The organism is Alteromonas aquimaris (assembly GCF_026183695.1).
Classification (GTDB): domain Bacteria; phylum Pseudomonadota; class Gammaproteobacteria; order Enterobacterales; family Alteromonadaceae; genus Alteromonas; species Alteromonas aquimaris.
Window position 1 is genome coordinate 99,817 of the sequence record NZ_JAPFRD010000012.1, and the last position, 24,687, is coordinate 124,503.

The following is a 24,687-nucleotide window of genomic DNA, read 5'->3' on the forward strand; positions in this document are numbered from 1 at the left end:
ATTAAAAATAAAATTACTATCTTCTATACTGAAAGTGAATTACTCTCGCAATCGAACTAAAGCAGCCCATTTATTGTCATCCAATAACTGCTAAAGTGCGTAGCAACCCATTAAATTTTAAAGAGAATATTCGCTATGCGTATAGCTATACTATCGAGAAACGCAAATCTATACTCGACTAAGCGATTAGTCGAAGCTGGCCGCAGCAGGGGGCATGAAGTCGACGTGATTGATACCATGCATTGCTATATGGACATTACCAGTGCAAAACCCTCCGTCCGTTATAAGGGTAAAAGGCTGCCAAAATATGATGCCATTATACCTCGCATTGGAGCCTCGGTAAGTTTTTACGGCACGGCGGTTGTTCGTCAGTTTGAAATGACTGGAACTTATAGCATCAATGAATCTGTTGCTATCAGCCGCTCAAGGGACAAATTGCGCTCGCTCCAATTACTTTCTCGAAAAGGGATTGGCATGCCACGTACCGGTTTTGCCCACCATCCGGATAAGATTGATGATTTGATTAAAAATGTGGGCGGCGCGCCGGTGGTAATTAAGTTACTCGAAGGTACGCAGGGGATTGGCGTTGTATTGGCTGACACCCAAAAAGCCGCAGAGGCTATTATTGAGGCCTTTATGGGCCTTAATGCCAGTATACTGGTGCAGGAATATATTAAAGAAGCTGGTGGCTCTGATATCCGATGCCTCGTAGTGGGAGGTAAAGTCATCGCTGCCATGAAACGGCAAGCAGCGCCTGGTGAGTTTCGGTCAAATTTACATAGAGGCGGCTCTGCCAGCCTGGTCAGGTTATCACCCGCAGAAAGAAAGACTGCGGTGGATGCAGCTAAAACAATGGGATTGAATTGTTGTGGGGTAGACATCTTGCGATCCAATAACGGGCCTGTGGTAATGGAAGTGAATTCTTCACCCGGTTTGGAAGGCATTGAGACCGCGACCAATAAAGATGTGGCCGGTATGATAATTGATTTTATCGCTAAGTCAGCAAAGCCAAATAATACTAAGACGAAAGGTACCGGTTAGTGGCGCAGTCAGAATTAAAAATAGGTGGTGTATCGGTCGCGCCTGGTGAATCTGCCAAAATCCAACTGGACATGCCTCCCTTGTATACCGCTACGCACATGAGTATTCCTGTGTATGTGAAAAGAGGAAAACGGCCTGGTCCCACGCTTTTTGTAAGTGCGGCCATCCATGGGGATGAGCTAAATGGCATTGAAATTGTTTCCCGCCTTATAAGTTCCCGATCGATTGAAAGACTGCGGGGAACCCTCATAGCCGTGCCCATTGTAAACGTCTATGGAGTGCTGGCGCAGTCGCGTTATTTACCCGACCGCCGAGACCTGAATAGAAGTTTTCCTGGCAGTAAAAAGGGGTCATTGGCTAGCAGGCTAGCGCATTTGTTTTTCAACGAAATCATCAGTAAATGTGACTATGGCATCGACTTACATACAGGCGCCATACATCGCAGTAATTTACCTCAGATACGCGCCAATCTGGACGATTTGGAAGTATTGGAAATGGCGAAAGCGTTCGGTATCCCAGTGCTACTGAATGCCGATATTCGCGATGGGTCTTTACGCCAGGCCGCCAGCGATGCGGGGGTTAAAATTCTTCTCTACGAAGCAGGGCAGGCATTACGGTACGATGAATTCTCTATTCGCGCCGGCTTGCGTGGTGTGATAAATACGATGCGCCATCTAGGTATGCTCAATAAAAGCCGCAGCAAAGGGCAGGATATTAAACGTTTTATAGCAAGGGAAAGTGGTTGGGTACGCGCATCAGAAAGCGGTTTTGTAAACCACCTCGCGCAGCTGGGCGATCACGTTTATAAAGATGATATTTTAGCAACTATTGCAGACCCGTTCGGTGATCACAGGGACAATATAGTGTGTCCCGCAGAGGGCGTGGTGATTGGCAAACAAAATATACCGCTCACTCAGGAAGGGGAAGCCATCTATCATATCGCTTATTTTAAGCGACCAAGCTCAGTAGCCGAGCATGTAGGCATATTGCAGGATCACCTTTTACCTGATGATCAACCAATGACATAAAAATAACAGGAATACGTTTATGAGCCAAGACACGCATAACAAGCGACTCGTTGGTGCACTCGAATTGTGTGACCTGCCTAAGTTAGCTATAAATGATTTAAATATTCGGGTAGATACAGGTGCGACAACTTCTTCGCTCCATGTTGATAATATCGATGAATTTGAAAAAGAGGGTGAACTTTGGGTGAGTTTTGACATCCACCCAGATATACACAATGTATCAAAAATAGTTCGTCGCGAAGCGAAAGTTGTCGCACAAAAAAAAGTTAAAAGTTCAACTGCTACCAGAGAGCGTCGTTATACTATCGACACGCCCATTGTCATGGCTGGTGAGAGTTGGGACATTCAATTGACTCTCACCGACCGGTCTGAAATGACCTATTTAATGCTATTAGGTAGAGAAGCCATGTCTGGACGCTTTATAGTTGACCCAGAACATGATTATATACTGACTAAGCCTAGTTCTTAGCATCAGGGAGTAAAGATTGATCGCTAAACCTTTTTTCATCGTCATCGTGACGGCACTGCTTTCACTGACTTCAGCGGAGATGTTGGGCGCAGATGATTTTTCTCGCGACTCCGCTACCCCAACCGAACTTACAATCCCCCAGCCGATTACAGGCACTGACCATTTATACCGATATGTCGTCGATATACTCAAGATGGCGTTAGAAGTCACCGCCCCAAAATATGGACCGGTTACTATTTTTGCGGTAGGAGGGGCGGCTCTGCAAAGTACCCAGCTGCGTGATTTAGAACAGCGCCAACTCGATATCACGTGGAGCGTCACCAGTCTCCAACGGGAAAAAAGACATCAGGCCGTTTATGTCCCACTCACCAATGGATTATTTGGAAAGCGGGTATTGATGGTCAGGAGCGGCGAGGCACGTTTTCATGAAATAAAAGATGAGGATGCACTCAAAGAGTTTCGCTACATTCAAGGCCATGACTGGCCCGACGCGCATATATTCCGTGCTAACGGATATCGTGTGGTAGAAAGCAGTTACACCGGAGCATTTACGATGTTATCGGCAGGGTTTGTTGACGCTTTTCCCCGTGGAGTACTAGAGATCCATCAGGAATTAGCCGAACGGGAAAAAGAAAATTTCAGTGTAGAGCCCCAGATATTGTTTGAATACCCGAGCGCATTACTTTTCTTCGTACCGAAAAACCGCAAAATGCTGGCAGTAAGGCTGGAAGAAGGATTGAAGCATTTATATGGTACCGGCAAGCTGCAACACCATTTGGTGCAACAGCCGTTTTATCAGACAGCGCTTAAGACAATGGAAAACCGAACGGTCATCCAGTTGTCTAACCCATTATTAAGTAAAAAGACTACCCATGCATTGGAAACGTTTAACTTTAGCGATAAGTAGCCTAATCTGGGTCACGGCTTATTTATTTAAACGTCCTTCAATCAGTTTGTCCACCACTGCGGGTTCTGCTAAAGTGGACGTATCCCCGAGCTGATCATGCTCATTTGCAGCGATTTTGCGTAAAATACGTCGCATAATTTTACCCGATCGGGTTTTTGGTAAAGCGGGTGCCCACTGGATTTTATCTGGGACGGCGATAGGACTTAGTTCTGCTCTTACCCAAGCCTTGAGTTCATCGACCAGCGCATCGCTAGCCTGCACGCCATCGTTAAGCGTAACATACACATAAATACCTTGCCCCTTGATGTCATGCTGATAGCCAACCACTGCCGCTTCGGCCACCTTTTCATGGGCCACTAACGCGCTCTCAATTTCCGCTGTGCCAAGACGGTGACCTGACACGTTCAACACATCATCTACTCTCCCTGTAATCCAGTAATATCCATCGTCATCACGCTTTGCGCCGTCCCCGGTAAAATACACACCGGGATAGGTACCAAAATACGTTTGAATAAAACGATCGTGATCGCCATAGACAGTTCTCGCCTGCCCTGGCCAACTCTGCTTAATGACCAGATTACCTTCCCCCGCTCCTAAAATCTCGTGGCCATCACTATCGAACAAAGCGGGCTGTATGCCTAGCATGGGTTGGGTGGCAGACCCTGGTTTTAAATCCGTTACCCCTACTAACGGGGTTATCATGATGCCTCCGGTTTCGGTTTGCCACCAGGTGTCCACTATCGGACATTTACGGTTACCGATAACCCGGTAATACCATTCCCACGCTTCAGGATTTATTGGTTCACCGACTGAGCCTAGAAGTCGCAACGACGATGTATCACAACCTCGCACAGGTTTTTCTCCATGGGCCATTAACGCACGTATAGCCGTTGGCGCGGTATAAAGAATGTTTACCTTATATTTTTCCACTATCTGTGCGATCCTGCGAACATCCGGATAGGTCGGAACTCCCTCGAAGAAAACCTGGCTAGCGGCATTCGCCATCGGCCCATAAATTATATAACTGTGCCCAGTGATCCAACCGACATCTGCAGCACACCAATAAATATCTTCCTTTTTATAATCAAACACTGCACAGAAGGTTAAACTGGTATACAGGTGATAGCCCCCCGTCGTATGCACCACTCCTTTCGGTTTACCCGTTGAGCCTGAGGTATATAAAATAAACAGTGGATCTTCTGCATCCATCACTTCAGGTTCACACGCTGTGTCACATTGAACTTTAAGTTCATCCCAACTTACATCAACGTCGTTTGTTAATGCTGGCTGCCCCCCGGTGACGGTATGCACTAAAACTGATTTAACTGAAGGGCAGGCATCATCTTTTAGCGCTTTGTCTACGTTGGCTTTTAACGGAATCGTTTTACCCGCACGTCTTCCTTCATCAGCAGTGATCACTACTTTCGCGCTGCTGTCGTTTATGCGATCAGCGATAGCATTAGGTGAGAACCCACCAAAAATAACCGAGTGAACCGCTCCAATTCGTGCGCAAGCGAGCATAGCGAAGGCGGCTTCAGGTACCATAGGCATATAAATCGCTACCCGATCCCCTTTCTTCACCCCTAACTTTTTCAAACCATTAGCTAATCGACAAACCTCCTCAAATGCTTGCTGATAAGTAATGGTTTTTGCTTCACTGGGTGAATCCCCTTCCCAGAAAAAAGCAACCCGCTCGGCATGATGAGGTAAATGCCTGTCCAGGCAATTCACGCTTGCATTAAGCTTGCCATCGCTGAACCAGGTGATATCAATACTATCTTTTGTAATTACCGATTCATTGGCTTTCGAAGGAAAAGAAAACCAGTCTAATTGTTTGGCTTGCTCAAGCCAAAATGCATCGGGCTGTGATATTGACGCGTGGTACTGAGAAGCATATTCAGCAGAACTTATATTTGCTTGCTGGGCGATTGATTCGGGTATCGGGTACAGTTTTTGTGACGTCATGCAAATGCCTCCAATGCTTTATTTTTGAGATCATTAACTTAAGAGTGACTTTTAAATTTGGTAGATAGTTATAAACAACTACTCTACTGGGAATGCTATTGTCAGAGCAAGTGTAAACACATGTGCTAATACAACTGCTGACAGCAGTACTAACCGTATTAACATGAATGAAATAAAAGCGCGGACAGGAAAACATTAAAACCCCGCAGGATAGTGATGCATGACAGCTTCGATCTGCTTCAAGGTGGAAGAACTAAGCTCCAGCTCGAACGCCTTAAGATTTTCCAGAAGCTGCTTGCAGCTCGTCGCGCCAATTATCGTGGAAGTGACCCCTGGTACCTGCCTACACCAGGCTAACGCAAGCTGCGCAGACGAAATGCCTTGTGCCTGAGCAAGTTGTTGATAGCGCTGGGTAGCCTCATGCGCAGCTTGTTTGTCCCGAAACAGCCCTTGCCGCTGAATGTAGGTCCACCGCGAACCCGGTGGCCTTTCACCATCAATATATTTACCAGTTAGTATTCCTGTAGCAAGGGGAGACCAGGGTAAGTAGGCGATGTTTTCTAGCACGCATTGCTCTATCAAATAGGGCCAGTCTTTCGTATGCAACAAACTGAACTCATTCTGTAAGGAAACTGGGCGTTCAATATCCATTTCTTCACATAGTTTAAGGTACGCCGAAATACCCCAGGGCGTCTCGTCAGACAATCCCCAATGGCGAATTTTCCCTTCTGCTATGGCTTTATCTATTGCCACTAAAATATCCCGCATCCCCTCGATTTCTGCTGCGACATCAGTTTTGCGCGGATCGGTTTTACCCGGCCAGTGTTTACCAAAGTGAGGGGTTGCACGATTGGGCCAATGCAATTGATAAATATCGATATAGTCTGTTTGCAAACGTGCTAACGAATCATGCAAGGCTTCAGTAAGTGAGTCCCCACTTAAACCACTGCCGTTGCGGATATAGGAAAGCCCCCCACCAGCCACTTTGCTCATAATGACTAACTGGCCGCGCAGATGCTGATGCCGGTTTAACCAGTGACCAAGAATTCGCTCGGTATCCCCATAGGTTTTTTCATTTGGGGGCGTGGGATACATCTCTGCGGTATCGATAAAATTGATCTCAGCTTCGAGCGCCATAGCCAGTTGCTCATCCGCATCGACCTGCGTGTTTTGGATGCCCCAGGTCATGGTGCCAAGACAAACTTCGGACACCTTTAAATGGCTATGCCCTAGCGGATGGAATTTCATGGTTTTCCCAATAGCGTGTTGTCATTGAATGATTTAACCATAGTGAATCCCTGTAAGCTAAGCAATGACTTTATAGTAACGCAGTAAGCCATTAATAATTCCGCGATCTAGGGAGAAACCCCTATAGATGATGAGAAAACGAACAGCCATTATAAACAGATATCCTGCTGATAAGTCAGAAAATAAATAATGTCGGAGTCTGTCATGAAAAAATTCACTTTATCTGCCGTTGCCGCTGCATTCATAGCGGCCCCCGCTTCCCATGCACTTGCAGAGGCGTACATCGGCGAGCAATTAGCCACCCAATTGACCACACTATCCAATGTCGAATCGGTGATGGCGGTGGTCACTTTTGACCAGCTTGAGCCATTGGCCGAGTCTCAAATTCAGCAGATTCTAAATTTAGGTATCGTTGAAGGTGTGCAATTTCGCTCCTTGCCAATTATCGGCGTGATGGCCACTAAGGCGCAAATTGAAGCGTTGGCTAAGTTGGAGAATGTGCGCTCAATTTTCGCCAACCGTAAAATGGAATATTATAATGCCGATGCGCGTGAGATCACCGGGGTAGATGAGGTACAGGGTAATGACTTTGTGCAACGAAATGGTGTCGAGTTTACCGGTAAAGGCGTCACAATTATGGTCAATGATTCTGGTGTAGATGCTTCTCACCAGGATTTGTTGTTTGGCGACACTGTGGTTGAGAATGTTCAGGCGTTGACTCACGCTTCGGCCATTAGCCTTACCGGTGTCACTGATGGATTGACAGTGAAAGGTCAAATCAATACTGACCTAAATTCTGGACATGGCACTCATTGTGCCGGAACGATTGCTGGTAGCGGCGTGATGTCTGAAGGAAAATATGTAGGTGCCGCTCCCGATGCTGACCTGATCGGATATGGGTCAGGTGGCGGTTTATTCTTGCTAGATACTATTGGGGGATTCGACTTCGCAATAAACAATTTATACACCTACGAAAACCCAATTAAAATAATCAGTAACTCATGGGGTACGAGCGGTAAATATGAGCCACTGGGTCCAGTATCGTTAGCCACTTATAAAGCGCACAAACTCGGCATAATTAGCGTTTTCGCAGCGGGTAATGATGGTCCTGGTGAAGATTCCCACAACCCATATGCCCAAATTCCTTGGGGAATGTCAGTAGGTGCGGGCGATAAATTTGGCAAACTTGCTGATTTCTCCTCACGGGGACTACAAAGCGAATCCGGGGATTTCACTATGCCCGATGGTACTGAATGGACCTATCACAATGAAGTGTCGATTGTGGCCCCAGGAGTGGACATAATTTCCACTCGTGCATCAAGCAATCTAGTTGCTAATGGTGGTGATGCAGATTTAGATGCAATTGAAACTGAATATGTTCCTTTTTATACCATGATTTCGGGTACCTCTATGGCCACTCCCCATGTAGCCGGAATAATCGCGTTGATGCTTGAAGCAAACCCAAACCTCGACCCATTAACCATCAAAAAACTTCTCCAGGAAACGGCCACCAATATGCCTGGCTACCAACGCTGGGAAGTTGGCGCGGGCTACGTCAATGCCAGGAGTGCGGTAGCCGCGGCGCTTGATTATGACATGGATTATCGGACCACGGTAAATAACTTGCCGGATAAAACATTTAAAGCCAACGCATTAGTCTCGACAAGCGAACGCACAGAGAATTTTGAAATTTTCTACTCGCCCGTTGGTGAACCGGAAGTGTCTTATTTTGAGGTCGGGGATACTGAGGTACTGGTTAAAGCATCAGCCAGTTCACCAGCTAATTTAACCAAGCTGGTATTGGTGGCGCCTGATGGTACAGAGTATTTTGGTAATTTAACCACACCGGTGTTGAGTGAAACCATGCGTGTTTCAGCACCTGCAATACCTGGCACGTGGGGAATTTACGTATACGGCTTAACGTCCTTGTCTGGCGTAAGCGCTGATCCATTAGGTGTAACCAATGGACCAGGCCTACCAGAAACATTTGATGTCACCGTTTCATTTGAAGAAAGTGGTGGTTTCAAGGGTATAGATGATATCGAAGGCCACCCACACCAAGGGGTAATCGAATTTGCCATCAGCGAGCGCTTAATGGATGGGTCATCAAACCGTAAATTTCATCCAGATTGGGCATTACATAGAATGCATTTCGCTCGCTATGCGGTCATGGGAGGTGCTGTTCGTCAATATCGCGATCTGTTAAATGAATCTGCTCCTTTACACGAGGATACCCCCGGGGACAGTCAACCCTATTTTGAAGCTGTTATGGCCATGGGTGGAGCGCTAAAAGATGCCACTGCATCGCAAAATCCTGTCATGCTGGAGCGCAATGGAAATCTTGCGCCCTATGGCAGAGTGAAAAAGGTAGAAATGGCGTATTCACTGGTTCAGTTATTAGGTATGCAAGCCTTAGCTGAGGCATTCGATCCGAAGGATGACATTATCGTAGAATATAAAGGGCAGCAGATCGTATTGTCAGACCAAGATGACATTCCTATCGAGATGAAAGGCTACGTGCAAGCAGCCATTACCTTGTCGTTGCTGAACGTCGAATTTAGTATCGATCAGGGAAGCTTTGCGTTGGAGCCCACCTTGACTGCATCGTTTTCGCCAGATACGAAAATCAGCCGGGCCCACTATGCGGTAATCGTATCGCGGTTATTCACGCAGTACTTTGAGTAATACACTCAGGGCGCCGGTATTTTCTTGATACTGGCGCACAGCTGCTTTATGGTTGAATACTCTTTTAGATAAGGTAATGCAGATGAACGAACGTAAGCATAACGGATCTTTAATAGGTTTGAAGTGGCTAGCAAGTATGATCTTGTTATTCGCCTTTGTCGCGCCGACTCATGCTCAAGTGGCACTCCCCAACTCACTGACTATCGCTAACCATTCCATTCAAGCGTCAGTAACACTTTCAGACAATATTGCGGTGGATATCACGGTGGAGTTTGAAAATAGTATAGGTTTACACGCCAATAATATTGATGTGCAGGCGACGTTATTAAGTCCCACAGACCCCAGCATTGTTGATCGTCTCCCTTCGTCACTGATTAATGCTGATAATGCTTTTCCTGTTTTAGTCTCAATCAGTCCAAAGTCTGATGCAGGTTTTGGCTTTGAAGGAGTGGCGATGATTGAACTTTACACCACTGCTTTACATTACGTTGAAGGCACACCTCTGCGTTTGTTTCGCTCTCATGATAATGGCGAATTCGAAGACATTACTATGCTAACCGCATCGGGAAGTTTCCGTGCACGCGGAAATACAGGGAGCTTTTCAGATTTCATTATACTTGCCGATATGCGTTCACTAAATGTCGTGCTGGACGAAAAATTTAATGCGTTAAGCAATGTTCTGGCGACTAACCGTCATAATATTAAAAATGCTTTACTTCAACCAATCGATGTCGCTATGGGCAGCTTATACACTGCCATTTCACTGCAAAATTACGCAATGGCATTAACTCAGGTTGATACGTTAATTGGATTAATCCAACCCGCCTCAGGCAACAATATTCCAGATGTGTGGCGTTCAGCTGGAGATATTATTAACGTGAAGGGAGAGTTGCTCACCCACTTATATACATTACGTTATAGTTTACGGACAAATTAAGATGCCGCTTCAGATAGCTGTTTCCACGCCTCAGGGAATAATGGCTGAACACCTTTTATTTGAAGGCCAGCCTTACCACATTGGGCGTGCGAACACAGCTGACATTATAATTAACCATCCCCAGATATCTCGCCAACACGCAATTTTGCGTAATATTGGGGACAAGCAATGGGCACTAAAAGATACCAGCAGTAGCGGCTGTTATAAGCTGGGTAAGAAAATTTCTTCGCTTCTTATTGATGATGAACAGTCGATTTTATTAGGCCCAGTGGTTTGCAAATTTAAACACATCAGTAATCAGGAATTAGAAAAAGCTGAAACTCATCATATCTGGCGGAAATTACAGTTACAGCAGTATTGTGCTCAACTAAACTTATGCGCAGATAGCATGTCGCTGGTACGGTTAGCCAGAGAATGTTTGATTCAATCTTTAGGCTGCGAAAGGGCTGCGTTTATTGTTCTCGATCAACACGGGAATTTTCAGCAAGGTTTGGGGTATGAACCCTGGATGGACGCACAGGATTTTTCAGGTAGTCGGACGGTGATAAAAAAAGCCATTGCACAACAGACCCCCCTTGCATTAGGCAACCTCAAAGGTAATCATGATTACGCCATGCAGCCCAGCGTTATTCAGCATAATATTTTAGCCGCATTGTGTGTGCCCGTTTTAGTTGAGAATCAGGTGGCTGGTGTTTTATATGGCGATAATACAATTGGACGACAATACTTTTCAGAGACTGACGTCACTTTTGCTGCATCATTAGCAAACTTTTTATCCTTAAGGTTATTATTCCACTCTATTGATCATAAGATTTCTTTACTTCGAAGTTCGTAGTACGCTTAAGAGTAAGTAGAAAGTAAGAAGCTAGATGTAATAACCAACAGCTTCAAATTTCGGAGTGGTTTTATTGACTGAGTCGCACGACAGCGCTTCGCCAGGGTCGCTTGATACTCAAAAACTGAATTCTGCTCAGTTATCACCTGATTCGGTACTGGCGGGGCGCTTTACCATACGAAAAAAGCTTGGCTCTGGTGCTCAAGCAGCCGTTTATCATGCATTTGATGAGTTACTTCAGGTCGATGTCGCTCTGAAAGTTGTGGAAGGGGTGACCACCCATTCAGACCAGTTGCAGACGATACGTAATGAAGTCGTAGTCGCAAGACGTTTAAATCATCCCAATATAATTCGTGTTCATGATGTATTCGCCGATGATCAACACGTTTTTTTTACCATGGCTTATGTGCCTGGCGAGCCCCTTTTTCATCGCTTGCAACGCCCCGTGTCGAAATCCGACTACCTCATCTGGGCAAATCAGCTGCTGGATGCGGTGCACACCTGTCAACAGGCTGACGTTTTACATGGCGATATTAAACCTGACAATATTCTGATTGATGCAGAAGGCAAACTCATCTTGATTGACTTTGGCATTGGTCAGCATGGTGAATTAAGTGAACAAACGAGTGGCCACCAACAATATTCTGCACCTGAAGTACTGCATGGTGGTAAGTCTTCGACTTTGGCGGATACCTATAGCGTAGGTAAAGTGCTACAGGAAATACTCGATCGTGTTGCACCACGTAAATTTTCTCTGTTAGATAATTTATTTAAATACAGGCAACGATTGTTTTTACGCAACTTAACCCACCCTGTTCCAATAAAGCGACCAGAAGTGTCAACCGCGTTAGCTCACCTAAACACCCGGAATTATCCCAGAGTCATGCCTAGACCTGTGCTAGTTCTCAGCGCTATAGCGCTGATCGCAGTCGTGATGATAGGCTTCCGTTTGTTTCCCAGCAGCCCTCCCCCTTTTGTACCGACTCAACTGAATCTGATTGTTCACCACCAAAACGATATTCCTGTGTTAGGTACGATCAACCGTCTGCTGAGATTTTCGTTAAGCCAGCATCCACAAATAAACGTGTTAGAAACTGAAACCACTCAGCCATTGATCGCTAACCTCTCCCTTAATCCCATTGACAATGCCAGTGATAGGGTTGAACTGGCCACCCCTCTAGATGCGAATCTAATCATTACGCTTACCGCTGCGTCCACAGGAAATGAAACCTTCTTGCTTGAGGCCACGGGTTATTTGATGCCGGCCAATAAAACATTATTCTCCGTAAACACTGGATTACATACTAACGAAGTGCAAAACAATCTGGCTTCATTTTCCACCCTCATTTTGGATGCTATTGATAACCACACCAATAGTGATTTAGTCGTCCCGGATATAAACTTCCTTACCGCAAAAACAGGTGGGATAAATACGACGGATATCAGTCAGGCCGAATTTATTAAAGCGATGCAATACCATGCGCCTGATGCACCTGAAGGCTGGCTTGCTGGTGCAAATCTAGCGTGGGTTGAGGGTCGTATAGGTGAGGCAAATCAACAGCTGGAAAAATTAGCGAGTTTACCCAACCTTGATGAATATTGGCTTTTGCAAGGTAATTTTCTCAAAGCCCAAATAAACAACGACCTCAAACTTGCACAACAAACAATCGCCCGTTTGACAAAACTTTATCCTGAAAATGCCAGATTGTTAGCAATGCGTGCACAAACTCATGTATGGGCTGATAACATTGACGCTGCGCTAAAAGATTATCGTCACGCATTAAGTGTGACGCCTAAGAATGCACAACTATGGTTTGAACTTGCTCGCCAGCAAATTATTAACGGCGATATTGAAGAGGCAATCGACGAAGCGTTAACAAGATCACTGGTGTTATACCGCCAACAAGAAAACGAAGTAGGTGAGAGTTTAGTTCTAAATGCCTTCGGCGTCGCTCATTTACGGCAAGCCAATTATACTGTAGCTCAGCGCTACTTCAACGAGGCGCTTGCATTACGAACCGCTGCTAAACACCCCTCAGAAAGAGCTACGACGCTGGCCAACATTGCTAATGTAGCAGCAATAAGGGGTGATTATACGCTAGCTGAAACATCGCTCAACGAAGCTTTACAACTTCTGGATAAACTGGGTGACAAGACTAAACAAGCACATGTACTGGATACCTTAGGTTTCCTTTTTGAAGAACAAGGCAGATATCGGGAAGCGCTAGCTTACTACAAGCGCGGTCTGGACATGCGGGTGCAATCAAAAAATGGAAGTAAGCAGGCAGAAAGCATGAGTAACGTTGCCTACATGCACTTTTTGATGGGTGACTTTTCTTTGGCTGATATTTATTGGCAACAAGCTAAAACCCACTTTGAGCGAGAGGGAGACCAAACCCACCTTATCAGAACAGTTCAAAATCTCGCGCAACTGAGTCTAGTTAAAGGAGACAAATTGGCAGCCTCAAGGAGTCTTTCTGCCGTAGAGGCACAGTTACTCCCCCAGCAGACTCAAGAACACATGTACAATCAACTACTGTTTAGCTTCTTAAATTTCGCCGAGGGCAACCTTTCAGTAGCAACGCAGAATATATCCCGTGCGTTAGAACTTGCCACTGATATGGGGGATACTCGCGCGCTGTCGGAAGTAAAGCTTTGGCAAGCAGAAGTATGTGTTTATATTGCTGACTGGCAATGTGTTCAGGAACTAATAATTGAGCTATCGGAATTGATCAACGACGTCATGAAAGAACAGCAGGCAGTACTTGCTTGGTTGCAACGTGTCGTGGATATCGAAACGCAAGGCGCGCGTTCGCTAGCTAAAATGCCAGAGGCTCTGCCTGTTGCGCCCGATACCATTCCGGTACTCACCGAACTGAAAATACTGTTGGATTTACAATATCGACTTCAGCTTTCGCCCACTAGTTTGTATATGAAACGCATAAATAAACTGGTTAAACCTGCTTATTACCAGGCTTATATGCAATGGTTATTTTTGCACGATGAAAACGAACAACTTAAATTGCAAGTTGAAACTCATCCCGACTATTGGCGCAATCACCTTTATTATCGAAACTTGGATGAAGCAAAAAGTCAGGCGTTGACCGAGAAATGGCTGTCAAGCCTGGACGAAACCCAGGCTCGCCAGTACCAGAGGACTTATCTTGAACGACTCTGAAAAAAGGACACTAATCACTGAAATTATTCGTCAGCAAGGTGTTCTGAAAGATTTGCTTCATCATGAACAGAAAGTATTTGCGGATTTAGCTAAGCGGTTATGGGCTCAACAAGAGACAGAAAAGGCCAGACTTTCGCGGGAATTACATGATGGGGTAGGTCAGTTGCTGACTGGATTGACAAGGCGCCTGCAAACGATGGCGCATTCGGATCCTGCAGTAAGTGAACTGGCTGAAATTGCTGGATTAGCGCTTGCAGATGTACGCCAATTATCTCGCTTGATGAGCCCCACCATTCTAGACGATCTCGGGCTAAAGCCAGCATTAAACTGGCTGTGTCGAAATTTATTTGAACATGAAGCGATTAACTATACCTGTGATGTTGACGTAGGTCCGGATTTACCTAAAGATATCAGTATACTCATTTTTCGTGTCACGCAAGAATCCTTAGTCAATTCGATTAAGCATGCACAACCAAAACAGGTAACTGTGACGGTAAAGCAAAGCTTTAACTTGGTAAAACTCAGTCTTATTGATGATGGTCAAGGCTTCTCACGAGATAAAATTACTCCTGGAGTGGGTCTAGCTAGTATGGAAGATCGCGCAAAAGCATTTAATGCAGAACTTAAAATACACTCTTCTCCTGAGCATGGAACCCGAATTTTATTAACGATACCTTTATGAACATCACCGTTGTAATTGCTGACGATCACCTCTTAATGCGTCAGGGCTTAGTTCAGATGCTTAATGCCACTGATGAGATATCGGTGATTGGGGAATGTGGAGATGGCGTTGAGTTTATCGAGCAAGTTATTCGTCTGTGCCCCGATGTGGCCATAATGGATATTTCTATGCCACGCATGAGTGGACTGGTCGCTATCGACAAACTCCTTGCGCAACGGCCTGAGGCGAAGATACTTGTGCTATCTATGCACAATGAACTTGAATATGTCGAAGCCATGCAGGATGCCGGTGCGAAAGGTTATATGTTAAAGGAATCATCCAGCGAGGAATTACAAAATGCAATCGTGGCAATTGCGCAAGGCCAACGATATTTCTATACCCACAAGACAGGGATAAATTCTTCTTCACCTACCAGCGTTGCGTCTTCCAGAGCTAATCCCCTTTCTGCGTTAACGCGGCGGGAACGGGAGGTGTTCTTCCTGGTGGCAGCAGGAAATACCAGTAAAAAAATTGCCGAACTGCTCAATATGAGTCTTAAAACGGCAGAGAATCATCGCAGTAATATCTATAAAAAGCTTAAAGTCAGTAGTTCGGCAGAGTTAATCAGGTTGGCCGGCAAAGCCGGCCTATTAGAGTGAGGTCTCTTATTTGGTTCTGAGTTGATCAAACTCGGTGATAATATACGCCGCTTGACCGCGTGAAACAGAGTCAGATGGCTTAAAATAAGCCTTTAAGCTGGGTTCTAAATCAAACTGCCCCTGCTCCACCTCTACCGTTACATCGAGCAAACCTAGTGCTAGTGCACTTTGTACATAGCCTCGCATGGCTGGTGCTATGGCATGGGTATCGACGACTTCCACCGCTTGGCCAAAGACAACCGCTACTATCGTGCTGTTTTGGTCGAATGAGGTAGCTGCTTCCTGTAACCCAAGCGCTTGAACCAATGAATAAGCAAGTTCTTCACGACTGATTTCCCGCTCAGGATTAAAAGAAGCGTCCGATTCAGGCAGCATTACAGGTTCATCAGATTGCCCTAAATCATTAAGAATACTTCCTTTTTCACTAACAGAATTAAGCGCAGCGGCATATTCAGGCGCAGCATCAGAATAGTGAAGCTGGTTGCCCTTAGTCGACTGTCGCACGTTAGCTGACAGCGTTAATGTATCTGCCAACTCACTACGTGTAATAGCCTGATGCGGCATGAACCCTTGCGATGTAGCATCCATTAGGTGGCGGGCAGTAACGTATTCTACGAAGGGACGGCTAGGTTCACCTTGAGTATCGGCGATACCTTCAAAACCAGCGGTTTCAAGCAAACGAATGGTCACATCAACTGAACTTGGCACGCCCACACCGTTGGTGAGGCCTAATGGGTCCACTGAAACGCCACTGATGCTACCAATGCCGCGGCTGTATAGCTTCCACGTACCAGCCATACCAGGGGCCGCAGTACCTACTGCAGAACCCAGTACAGGCAGGCCAATACCGGAACCGTAACGATTACCTGCTGGATCCTCAAGCACAAAAGCGGTCGCAGTTTCGATTCTTGCACTCGCCACAACCATGGCGACGTTTTCTTGTACTTCAAATGTTTCGGTAGGTGATTCGCCGGCGGGTAAGTACGTAGTTGTCAGCGTAAAACTGTCCCCTTCAGTCACCAGCGCATTTGCGTTAAAGTCTCGGTTTTGTTTTACCGTATCACCAAAAACTTCTTCACCATTCACCACGGCAGTTACCGCTGCGTGAGCATTCACATAGCCTGCACCCGCTTCCCATTCAGCTAACCCAGCCATAGGGGTTGCAGTATTCTGTAATATACGCTTCACATCCTGCCACTGTAGCGTCGGGTCTGCCTCCAGCATTAAGGCGACAATACCTGATACGTGTGGAGCCGCCATAGAAGTACCGCTGGATACTGTATAGAAAGGCAAATGTTCAGGGGCAATCATTTCTGCATCGTTCTGTGCACTCAAGCCACCTAAACTTGAAGTAGATGCGCGAGCGGAAATAACATCAACACCGGGCGCTGTGATAGTAGGGCGATCTTGCCAGGTGAAAACTTCTCCACCTACTACTACTTCACCACCCTTGCCATCTACACCACGCGAGCTAAATTCGGCTAAATCACCATTTTTGTCACCAGCAGCAACAGTAATTACCCAAGGAGCCTTTTTAAAGTTACCAGTAATAGTCGACTCACCCGGACCAGAATTGCCGGCAGAAAAAACGGTGATAATGCCACGATCCGCTAAGGTCTTGGTCGCAACATTGGTTGGATGATCGGGATTAAACTCTGAGCCTACATCACTGGTACTGCCAAAAGAATTTGAAATTACCCGTATGCCGTAATTGAACTGATGTGTAAGTGCGTAATCAAATCCGCCCAAGGTATCCAGAATAAATAGACCGGCGCCTGAACCATAACCAATGATATCTGCACCTGGTGCGACACCTGCGTGTAAGCCTCCACTCTTAGCCCCGTTACCGCCTACCGTACCAGCTACATGAGTACCGTGACCACCACCAATGTCAGTATTAGTAACGTTTTCCTGATAGGTTATTGGAAGCATGCTATCCAAACTGTGTAGATTAGTTTGCGCTAATACATTTTGTACAACATGATGGGGAAATGCTAAGTCACCATGGGTACCATCAACGCCCGAATCGTTTACCACCACGCCAATGCCTCGACCTGAGTAAGGCACCCCATTGTTGCGTAAATTTTTATCTGCGCGCATGGCTTGTACACCGGTGATTTGTGTCGACTCATGGTTTTCTAATACCAATTTGTCGTTATTCCATACCGATATGACATCTGCGCGTGCGTATAATTGATTAATTTGCGCCTGTGTGGCTATTAAGCCGACGATAGGAAGGTTCTGTAAACTAACGCCTTTGTCTATGCCAAGTGATTGAATGGCATTAAGTTGCTCCGTTGTAGGCGCACCATCGCCGTCAAAGGTTACGATTACCTGATGTAAGCCTAGCGGGTCGGCATTTAGTTTTTCTGCCAGTTCATCATCAAAAGTTTTTGCTTGCACGCTGCAGGGTAATGTCACAGCTATAGCTAATGAAACCAGTGATTTAGATTTAAATACGTTCATAACACACCTCAGTTCTATTTACTCAGCCAGTATCTAAAAATTACCTTGCCACTGAAATGAGGAGTTACCCCTATTACACAACAGGGCCGAAGTATGAAGGTTTTCGTTGCGCTGAAAAACGGGAGCGTACTGTGTAGGATAATAAAAAACCCCTCCTAAACATCGGAGGGGCAAAAATTGAATAATCTAGACTACTTGGCCGCTCTGGCCACTAGTGTTACTCGGGAGGCTCACGTTTGGTGAAGTAAAAAGTAATTTTACGCTGGCAATATTGGCTGAAAAGGTAAGCGGTGGCTATAGGGGGTTCCCCCTAGATTAAAGACTGCCTGATTCCTGGCAAGCGATTTCATTATACAAAAAACTAAAAAATAGTACGTTGCACAAGATTTGCAAAAGCCCTGGGAATTTAAATGGACGTGGATTAAAACGAAAAAAGGCCGCTTGCGCGACCTTTTTTAGATGACTCGATGTCAGATAAGATTATTCAATAATCTTAGAAACAACACCAGCACCTACAGTACGACCACCTTCACGGATTGCGAAGCGTAGACCTTCGTCCATCGCGATTGGTGCAATCAGTTCAACTTCAAACTTAAGGTTGTCGCCAGGCATTACCATTTCAACGCCTTCTGGAAGCTGTACCGCGCCCGTTACGTCAGTTGTACGGAAGTAGAACTGAGGACGGTAGCCTTTAAAGAATGGCGTATGACGGCCACCTTCGTCTTTGCTTAGTACGTAAACTTCTGCTTCGAACTTAGTGTGAGGAGTGATTGAACCAGGCTTAGCCAGTACTTGACCACGCTCAACGTCATCACGCTTAGTACCACGTAGTAGTACACCAACGTTCTCACCTGCACGACCTTCGTCAAGCAGCTTACGGAACATTTCAACACCAGTACAAGTCGTCTTAGTAGTATCTTTGATACCAACGATTTCTACTTCTTCACCAACTTTAACAATACCTTGCTCTACACGGCCTGTTACAACAGTACCACGACCAGAGATTGAGAATACGTCTTCGATTGGAAGAATGAACGGCTTGTCGATGGCACGCTCTGGCTCTGGGATGTATGAATCAAGTGCTTCACCTAACTCAACAATTTTCTTTTCCCACTCTTCGTCGCCTTCAAGGGCTTTAAGTGCAGAACCTTTGATTACTGGCAGGTCATCACCTGGGAATTCGTATTCGTTAAGAAGTTCACGAACTTCCATTTCTACCAATTCTAGTAATTCTTCATCATCTACCATGTCACACTTGTTCATGAATACGATGATGTAAGGTACACCTACCTGACGACCTAGAAGGATGTGCTCACGAGTCTGTGGCATTGGGCCATCAGTCGCAGCTACTACCAGGATTGCTCCGTCCATCTGTGCCGCACCAGTGATCATGTTTTTAACATAATCAGCGTGTCCAGGACAGTCTACGTGCGCGTAGTGACGGCTTGGCGTGTCATATTCTACGTGTGAAGTAGAGATGGTGATACCACGAGCCTTTTCTTCAGGCGCGTTATCGATTTGATCAAAAGCCTGAGCTGAACCACCGTAAGTCTTTGCCAAAACAGTAGTGATCGCTGCAGTCAGAGTGGTTTTACCGTGGTCAACGTGGCCGATTGTTCCCACGTTTACATGGGGTTTCGTACGTTCAAACTTTTCTTTTGCCATTTCTATTATCCCAGCAAAGTAGTGTAATAATTCGATTATCTAAACAAACATGAGCTGGGGAGAAACTGGTGCTGATAGGCAGATTTGAACTGCCGACCTCACCCTTACCAAGGGTGCGCTCTACCAACTGAGCTATATCAGCACGTATTTGGAGCGGGCAGCGGGAATCGAACCCGCATCATCAGCTTGGAAGGCTGAGGTAATAGCCATTATACGATGCCCGCAATCCTAATTCTCTGGCCACCTCATAAAAGTGGTGGAGGGGGCAGGATTCGAACCTGCGAAGGCTGAGCCGGCAGATTTACAGTCTGCTCCCGTTGACCGCTTGGGTACCCCTCCTGAGATTGATGGTGCCGACTGCCGGAGTCGAACTGGCGACCTACTGATTACAAGTCAGTTGCTCTACCAACTGAGCTAAGTCGGCACTGCATCAAGTGGGTGCGCATTCTAGAGTAATGAGTTACTCCGTGCAATAGTCTTTTGTGAATTTTTTTAAAATTCTCATCTAAATGCTCAAATAATTGCCACTTAGATGAATTGTTACGCAAAAAGTTGTTTCTTTGCGTAGCGGGCAAGACCTTGCACCACCAAATTCGCGGCGAGGATGCTACCATCGTTACGCGCAAATGCAAACAGATTTTTATCCCCGCCGGTAATAAATATATCAAAATGCTCATAATTAGCTGCCATATGTGCTCTGGCACGCACATAAATTCCTTGCACAGCAGCCAAACAACCATGAGCGACCCCACTTTCAGTATTCGTTCCCAGAGAAAGTTGGTCAGGCATAATGTCATCGGAAAAAACTTTTTGCGTGGACGCAATTAATGCATTTTTCATGGTGACGAAGCCAGGCACGATCCATCCTCCTAAGTGCTGACCGTCAGCCACAAAATCTACTGTTATTGCAGTACCCGCATCAATTACTACAAAGGGTCTGTCAGTTAAATGTATGGCAGCAATCATTGCTAACCACCGATCCACACCCATTTTGCCAACGTCTTGGTAACTATTTATCAGCCCGAATTTTTTTTGCTCGGTGTAAATTTCATAAAGTTTAATTTTTTTATGCTTACAAAATTCTCGTAATGGCTGCTTATCACCCGCTTGTCTAACAGAGGATAGAAATATTGAAGTAATCTGTGGATTAAGAGCCAACCATTCTTGAAAAGTTTTTAGCGTAGGGGAGCTTTGGGGTTTGTTTTGAAACTCACTTAACGGTATGAATTTCACACTTGTATTACCAATATCAACCAGCAACACCTGTTGTTCAGTTACCACGCAAAGTTACCTCTCCACCGTGGAAACGTGTTAAGCCATCCTGCGTTTCAACTAACAGTGCCCCACTGGCATCGACCCCGCGATCGATGCCTGAGAATCTTTTATCACCCATGCGTAATACAACCGTTTTGTCGGCGTAAAGATCCAGTAGTTCCCACTGGTTGATAAACGGTTGGAAACCCTGTTGTGAAAATATAGGTAAAAGTTCCCACAGCGCATCTATAATAGCGGCCGCAACACTATTCCTATCCGGCGTATAACCCAGATAAGTAGTGAGATCAGTATGGGGTTGGCCCACATCAAACTGTGCATCAGGCATGCATACATTTAAACCAATACCTATTACACAATGTGCCGTTGCACCTATCTGACCTTCTACTTCAATCAGAATTCCTGCTAGCTTCTTATTTTGCAGATAAACATCATTTGGCCACTTCAGTTGCGTGTCTGGTACGCCGCATTTTTTAAGCCCGTTACACACTGCTAAGCCTACCAATAATGATAAACCCGCCATGCTCTGGTAACCATCTGGAAAAGACCAATACAGAGAAAATGTTAAGCTTCCTCCAACTGGGGCAAGCCATGGCCTGCCGTGACGACCTTTGCCGGCCGTTTGGATTTCTGCAAGCAGTACGTCGCCATCGGCCAGATTATGCGGGGCAACGGAAATTCGTTTTTTTAACTCAGTGTTGGTAGAAGCTAAGACGGACTCTACTTGTATCACTGCGGTATTGTTTTTGGTTAGCTGCTTTTTAATGCGGTCAGCAGTCAGTAGTTCAAACGGCCTTTCAAGTCGATAGCCTTTACCTTTAACTTTAAATACATCTAGTCCCCACTTTGTCAGTTGATTGATATGACCGGCGACTGCTGTCCGCGATAAGCCCACTTCTGCAGCAATAGCTTCACCTGAATGAAACTGTCCATCCGAAAGTAAAGATAAGATGTGTTGTCTAATTAGTTTTGAAGCGTGTTTCACAGCTCTATTAATCCATTTCTTCCAATAAGCCGCACTTCAGGTTCTAGTTCAATATTAAATTTTTCTTTAACTCTACTCATAATTAATCGTGCAAACTCTAATACGTCTTTTCCTGTTGCCGACCCAATATTAACCAGAACTAAGGGTTGATGAGGATGGCATTGTACCCCGCCAAGTACTTTCCCCTTGAACCCCAGCTTATCAATTAACCATGCTGCAGGTACCTTAACCAGCGTTTTGGAAATACAGAAAAAAGGGATATCAGGATACTCGTGTTGTATCTGGGTCAGTAATGATTTATCTATTATCGGATTTTTAAAAAAACTCCCAGCATTTCCCCACTGACGCGGATCAGGTAACTTTTTACGTCTTATACCGATAACTGTGTTAAAAATTTTTTCAGGTGTTGGGGCATTTAAATTTGCCAGTTCTCCGTACGAAGTTTCCATATAATTTGACTTAGGTAGAACAAAATTTACATGTGTTATTAATACCTTACCAGCTAGATCGTTTTTAAAAATGCTATCACGGTAACCAAATCTACACTCATTACTTTTAATCTTGTGTTTTGCACCTGTTTCCAGCTCGATAAATTCTACCGATTCAATAAACGTACTAACTTCAAGCCCATATGCCCCAATATTTTGTATCGGGGCGGCTCCTACCGAACCTGGTATCAGTGCTAGGTTCTCCATTCCATACCAATGGTTTTTTAGACAGGTTGTAATTAGATCATGCCAATTTTCCCCCGCTCCTACACGCAACATAATGACGTCATTTAAATCGTCAGATTCCAGTCCCTTAATCTTGTTTTGAACGACGACGCCTTCAAAGTCATCTACGAAAATCGAGTTACTCCCTTCTCCCAATAAATAAAAATGGGTACTACGTAACGCGGCTAATGAAATGGGATTAGTATCAGTTACTGAGATTAAAAAGCTACAACTGCTCGGGAGCGAAAATGTATGGGAATCGGTTAGGGAAGGCACACGGAACCTTTTTAATGTACGTTAAACAAGGATACTTGGAAGAAACATCATTACAAATACTTACCAATGATTTGAAACTCTTTGTCGAAATATCCCTCAAATTTCCGTAACGACGAGGGGAAGTCCTGCTTTATATTTCTTACATTAGCATTCGTTTCTGTTAATTGGCAGCCCAGAATTTCTTGTAATTCATTTAGACTCTCTTGATTTCTATGTACAGAGCCGACGAAGTCAAATGTTTTTAATTCTACGTTTTTAAAGTACAAAGAATAAATATTTGTTAAGTGGGGAACGCTCTTTTCTTTGACCAACATTTCGAACATTTCTTCCCTGTCTACTATCCCATTATCTAAAAAATTTCTTTTCAAATAACGGTATATGCGCATAGGCTGCTTTAACGCAAGTACATGGCCTATATGAGACCACATGCGCTCCAAGGGATCTCTTACCCACGTTAATCTTTTAGCATTCGGGTAAACTAAGCCTTGATTCTTATGAGTAGAATAATGCCCAAACAACACTTCCGCTTTCCATGGCGTCTGAATTGGCTTGCCTCTTGAGAGTAAGTTTGCGCCCGTGTCGATATAGACTCCATAAATAGCCTTACTGCCTAAAGATTTTTCAAAGGTAGCTCTTAGCGAAGTCCCGGCCGTTTTTGGAACGTGATGTACTAGCCACCTCACCCTTCGGTTAGGGTGCTCGATAGAATCATTAGTGGGTGAAAAATATTTTTTAAGTGTCCATACGTCAAGCATCATTAATCTTTTTAAAAATTACAAAGGTTTATTTAATGTGAGTCATTTTAGCGCATCGCGGGACAAAAATAATGATAAATTGAAGACAGAAAGTGATTTAGCAGTACTCGAGCACGTTTCGTATCTCAACTAGGTGAGTAGCCCTCCCTGTTAACAAATTTATAACCGTTATGGTTGATGGAGGTGCACTTATTCCAAAGCGACAAATATAAATACGAAACCTAGCTTTCGCTTTTTTGTTTGTTAGATGGGAGCCCCGTAGCGTAAAGGAACGGGGTGTACTCTCACGTGGAGCTGATGAGCGGTGAGCGCAGCGAGCGAGGGGTGCCTGTGGCACGCCGAGAGTGAAGAACCGGCAGCATGCATGCTGCCGTGGACATTTCACCAAGGACGGGTGGTTACCTGTCTATCAAGCAGTATCGCAAGCGTCAACTGTTCCCCGATGGGTTTGGCCTCCCCTTTCAGATTAGCATGTAAATACTTTTCTAAGTGAAAGGGCTATCCTGAGCGTGTTAACAGTGCTATGAATTTATCAGGCCATGAAATACAAAAAAGGGCCAGCCTTTCGGACAGTTCTCGCTGAGAAACAGTTTCTCTTAGAATGGGAGCCCCGCAGCCGGCAAGGGACACACTGCCGTGCGGGTGTACTACTCTCACATGGGGTTTGGACCCGCACTCGGGTGATGAGCGGAGAGCGCAGCGAGCGAGGGGTGCCAGTGGCACACCGAGAGTGAAGAACCGGCAGCATGGATGCTGCCTTGGACATTTCACCAGAGACGGGTTGTTCCCTGCCACTCGAGCAGTATCGGAAGCGTCAACTGTTCCCCGATCGGTTAGGCTCCCCATGAATGTCCGCGCAGCATGTCTGCGCTTAAACGCAAAAAGCCCACTCAAATGAGTGGGCTTTTTGTTTAATTGGGAGCCCCGTAGCCGGCAAGGGAC

The 24,687-nt window shown here is 45.4% G+C and carries 18 protein-coding genes and 4 tRNA genes; 10 read left to right on the forward strand and 12 right to left on the reverse strand.

What is annotated here, in order from left to right; genetic code table 11:
• Positions 1-135: 135 nt before the first annotated feature.
• The 4 genes from rimK to OPS25_RS14440 are packed head-to-tail and all read left to right on the forward strand — an operon-like array spanning position 136 to position 3,445.
• Positions 136-1,041 (forward strand): 30S ribosomal protein S6--L-glutamate ligase, encoded by a 906-nt coding sequence (gene rimK / locus OPS25_RS14425; RefSeq protein ID WP_265618548.1) that lies wholly within the window; start codon positions 136-138, stop codon positions 1,039-1,041.
• Positions 1,041-2,069 carry a succinylglutamate desuccinylase/aspartoacylase family protein gene (locus OPS25_RS14430; RefSeq protein WP_265618549.1) on the forward strand — a complete coding sequence of 343 codons (1,029 nt, stop codon included), beginning with the start codon at positions 1,041-1,043 and terminating at the stop codon, positions 2,067-2,069. The genes rimK and OPS25_RS14430 overlap by 1 nt, the downstream gene beginning before the upstream one ends.
• A gap of 19 nt (positions 2,070-2,088) precedes the next feature.
• Positions 2,089-2,538 carry an ATP-dependent zinc protease family protein gene (locus tag OPS25_RS14435; protein WP_265618550.1) on the forward strand — a complete coding sequence of 150 codons (450 nt, stop codon included), beginning with the start codon at positions 2,089-2,091 and terminating at the stop codon, positions 2,536-2,538.
• Between the two features lie 16 nt (positions 2,539-2,554).
• Positions 2,555-3,445 (forward strand): amino acid ABC transporter substrate-binding protein, encoded by an 891-nt coding sequence (locus OPS25_RS14440; protein ID WP_265618551.1) that lies wholly within the window; start codon positions 2,555-2,557, stop codon positions 3,443-3,445.
• Between the two features lie 18 nt (positions 3,446-3,463).
• On the opposite strand, the gene acs is transcribed toward OPS25_RS14440, so the two are convergent.
• Positions 3,464-5,410 (reverse strand): acetate--CoA ligase, encoded by a 1,947-nt coding sequence (gene acs, locus OPS25_RS14445; protein ID WP_265618553.1) that lies wholly within the window; start codon positions 5,408-5,410, stop codon positions 3,464-3,466.
• Between the two features lie 195 nt (positions 5,411-5,605).
• Positions 5,606-6,658 (reverse strand): aldo/keto reductase, encoded by a 1,053-nt coding sequence (locus OPS25_RS14450; RefSeq protein WP_265618554.1) that lies wholly within the window; start codon positions 6,656-6,658, stop codon positions 5,606-5,608.
• Positions 6,659-6,862: 204 nt separating this feature from the next.
• On the opposite strand from OPS25_RS14450, the gene OPS25_RS14455 reads away from it, so the two are divergent.
• The 6 genes from OPS25_RS14455 (at position 6,863) to OPS25_RS14480 (ending at position 15,613) form a co-directional block, all read left to right on the forward strand.
• On the forward strand, positions 6,863-9,343 hold the full coding sequence (locus OPS25_RS14455; RefSeq protein ID WP_265618555.1) for a S8 family peptidase: 2,481 nt from the start codon (positions 6,863-6,865) through the stop codon (positions 9,341-9,343).
• Positions 9,344-9,425: 82 nt separating this feature from the next.
• Entirely contained in the window at positions 9,426-10,280 is an 855-nt protein-coding gene (locus OPS25_RS14460) for a DUF6689 family protein (RefSeq protein WP_265618556.1), read from the forward strand.
• A 1-nt stretch (position 10,281) separates the two neighbouring features.
• Positions 10,282-11,115 carry an FHA domain-containing protein gene (locus tag OPS25_RS14465; protein WP_265618557.1) on the forward strand — a complete coding sequence of 278 codons (834 nt, stop codon included), beginning with the start codon at positions 10,282-10,284 and terminating at the stop codon, positions 11,113-11,115.
• A gap of 73 nt (positions 11,116-11,188) precedes the next feature.
• The gene (locus OPS25_RS14470; protein ID WP_265618558.1) at positions 11,189-14,293 is read left to right on the forward strand and encodes a serine/threonine-protein kinase; all 3,105 of its coding nucleotides are present in this window, start codon (positions 11,189-11,191) and stop codon (positions 14,291-14,293) included.
• Entirely contained in the window at positions 14,280-14,975 is a 696-nt protein-coding gene (locus tag OPS25_RS14475; protein ID WP_265618559.1) for a sensor histidine kinase, read from the forward strand. The genes OPS25_RS14470 and OPS25_RS14475 overlap by 14 nt, the downstream gene beginning before the upstream one ends.
• Positions 14,972-15,613 carry a response regulator gene (locus OPS25_RS14480; RefSeq protein WP_265618560.1) on the forward strand — a complete coding sequence of 214 codons (642 nt, stop codon included), beginning with the start codon at positions 14,972-14,974 and terminating at the stop codon, positions 15,611-15,613. Before OPS25_RS14475 ends, OPS25_RS14480 begins: the two co-directional genes overlap by 4 nt.
• A gap of 6 nt (positions 15,614-15,619) precedes the next feature.
• Here OPS25_RS14480 and OPS25_RS14485 read toward each other — a convergent pair whose 3' ends face one another.
• The 10 genes from OPS25_RS14485 to OPS25_RS14530 all read right to left on the reverse strand — a co-directional run bounded on the left by OPS25_RS14485 (position 15,620) and on the right by OPS25_RS14530 (position 23,745).
• Positions 15,620-18,079 (reverse strand): S8 family serine peptidase, encoded by a 2,460-nt coding sequence (locus OPS25_RS14485; protein ID WP_265618562.1) that lies wholly within the window; start codon positions 18,077-18,079, stop codon positions 15,620-15,622.
• Between the two features lie 480 nt (positions 18,080-18,559).
• On the reverse strand, positions 18,560-19,744 hold the full coding sequence (gene tuf, locus OPS25_RS14490) for an elongation factor Tu (RefSeq protein WP_265617968.1): 1,185 nt from the start codon (positions 19,742-19,744) through the stop codon (positions 18,560-18,562).
• Positions 19,745-19,810: 66 nt separating this feature from the next.
• Positions 19,811-19,886: transfer RNA gene (locus OPS25_RS14495), tRNA-Thr, on the reverse strand.
• A 7-nt stretch (positions 19,887-19,893) separates the two neighbouring features.
• Positions 19,894-19,968 (reverse strand) — tRNA-Gly (locus tag OPS25_RS14500).
• A gap of 30 nt (positions 19,969-19,998) precedes the next feature.
• Positions 19,999-20,083, reverse strand: a tRNA-Tyr gene (locus tag OPS25_RS14505).
• A 9-nt stretch (positions 20,084-20,092) separates the two neighbouring features.
• Positions 20,093-20,168 (reverse strand) — tRNA-Thr (locus OPS25_RS14510).
• A gap of 116 nt (positions 20,169-20,284) precedes the next feature.
• A complete protein-coding gene (locus OPS25_RS14515; RefSeq protein ID WP_265618563.1) occupies positions 20,285-21,025 on the reverse strand; it encodes a type III pantothenate kinase in 741 nt (246 codons plus the stop codon).
• Positions 21,015-22,001, reverse strand: coding sequence for a bifunctional biotin--[acetyl-CoA-carboxylase] ligase/biotin operon repressor BirA (gene birA / locus OPS25_RS14520; protein WP_265618565.1), 987 nt, complete (start codon positions 21,999-22,001; stop codon positions 21,015-21,017). The genes OPS25_RS14515 and birA overlap by 11 nt, the downstream gene beginning before the upstream one ends.
• Complete coding sequence (gene murB, locus OPS25_RS14525) at positions 21,998-22,990, reverse strand: UDP-N-acetylmuramate dehydrogenase (protein ID WP_265618567.1); 993 nt, start codon at positions 22,988-22,990, stop codon at positions 21,998-22,000. Before murB ends, birA begins: the two co-directional genes overlap by 4 nt.
• Positions 22,991-23,040: 50 nt before the next feature.
• Positions 23,041-23,745, reverse strand: a complete 705-nt coding sequence (locus tag OPS25_RS14530) for a hypothetical protein (protein ID WP_265618568.1) — start codon at positions 23,743-23,745, stop codon at positions 23,041-23,043.
• Positions 23,746-24,687 lie beyond the last annotated feature (942 nt).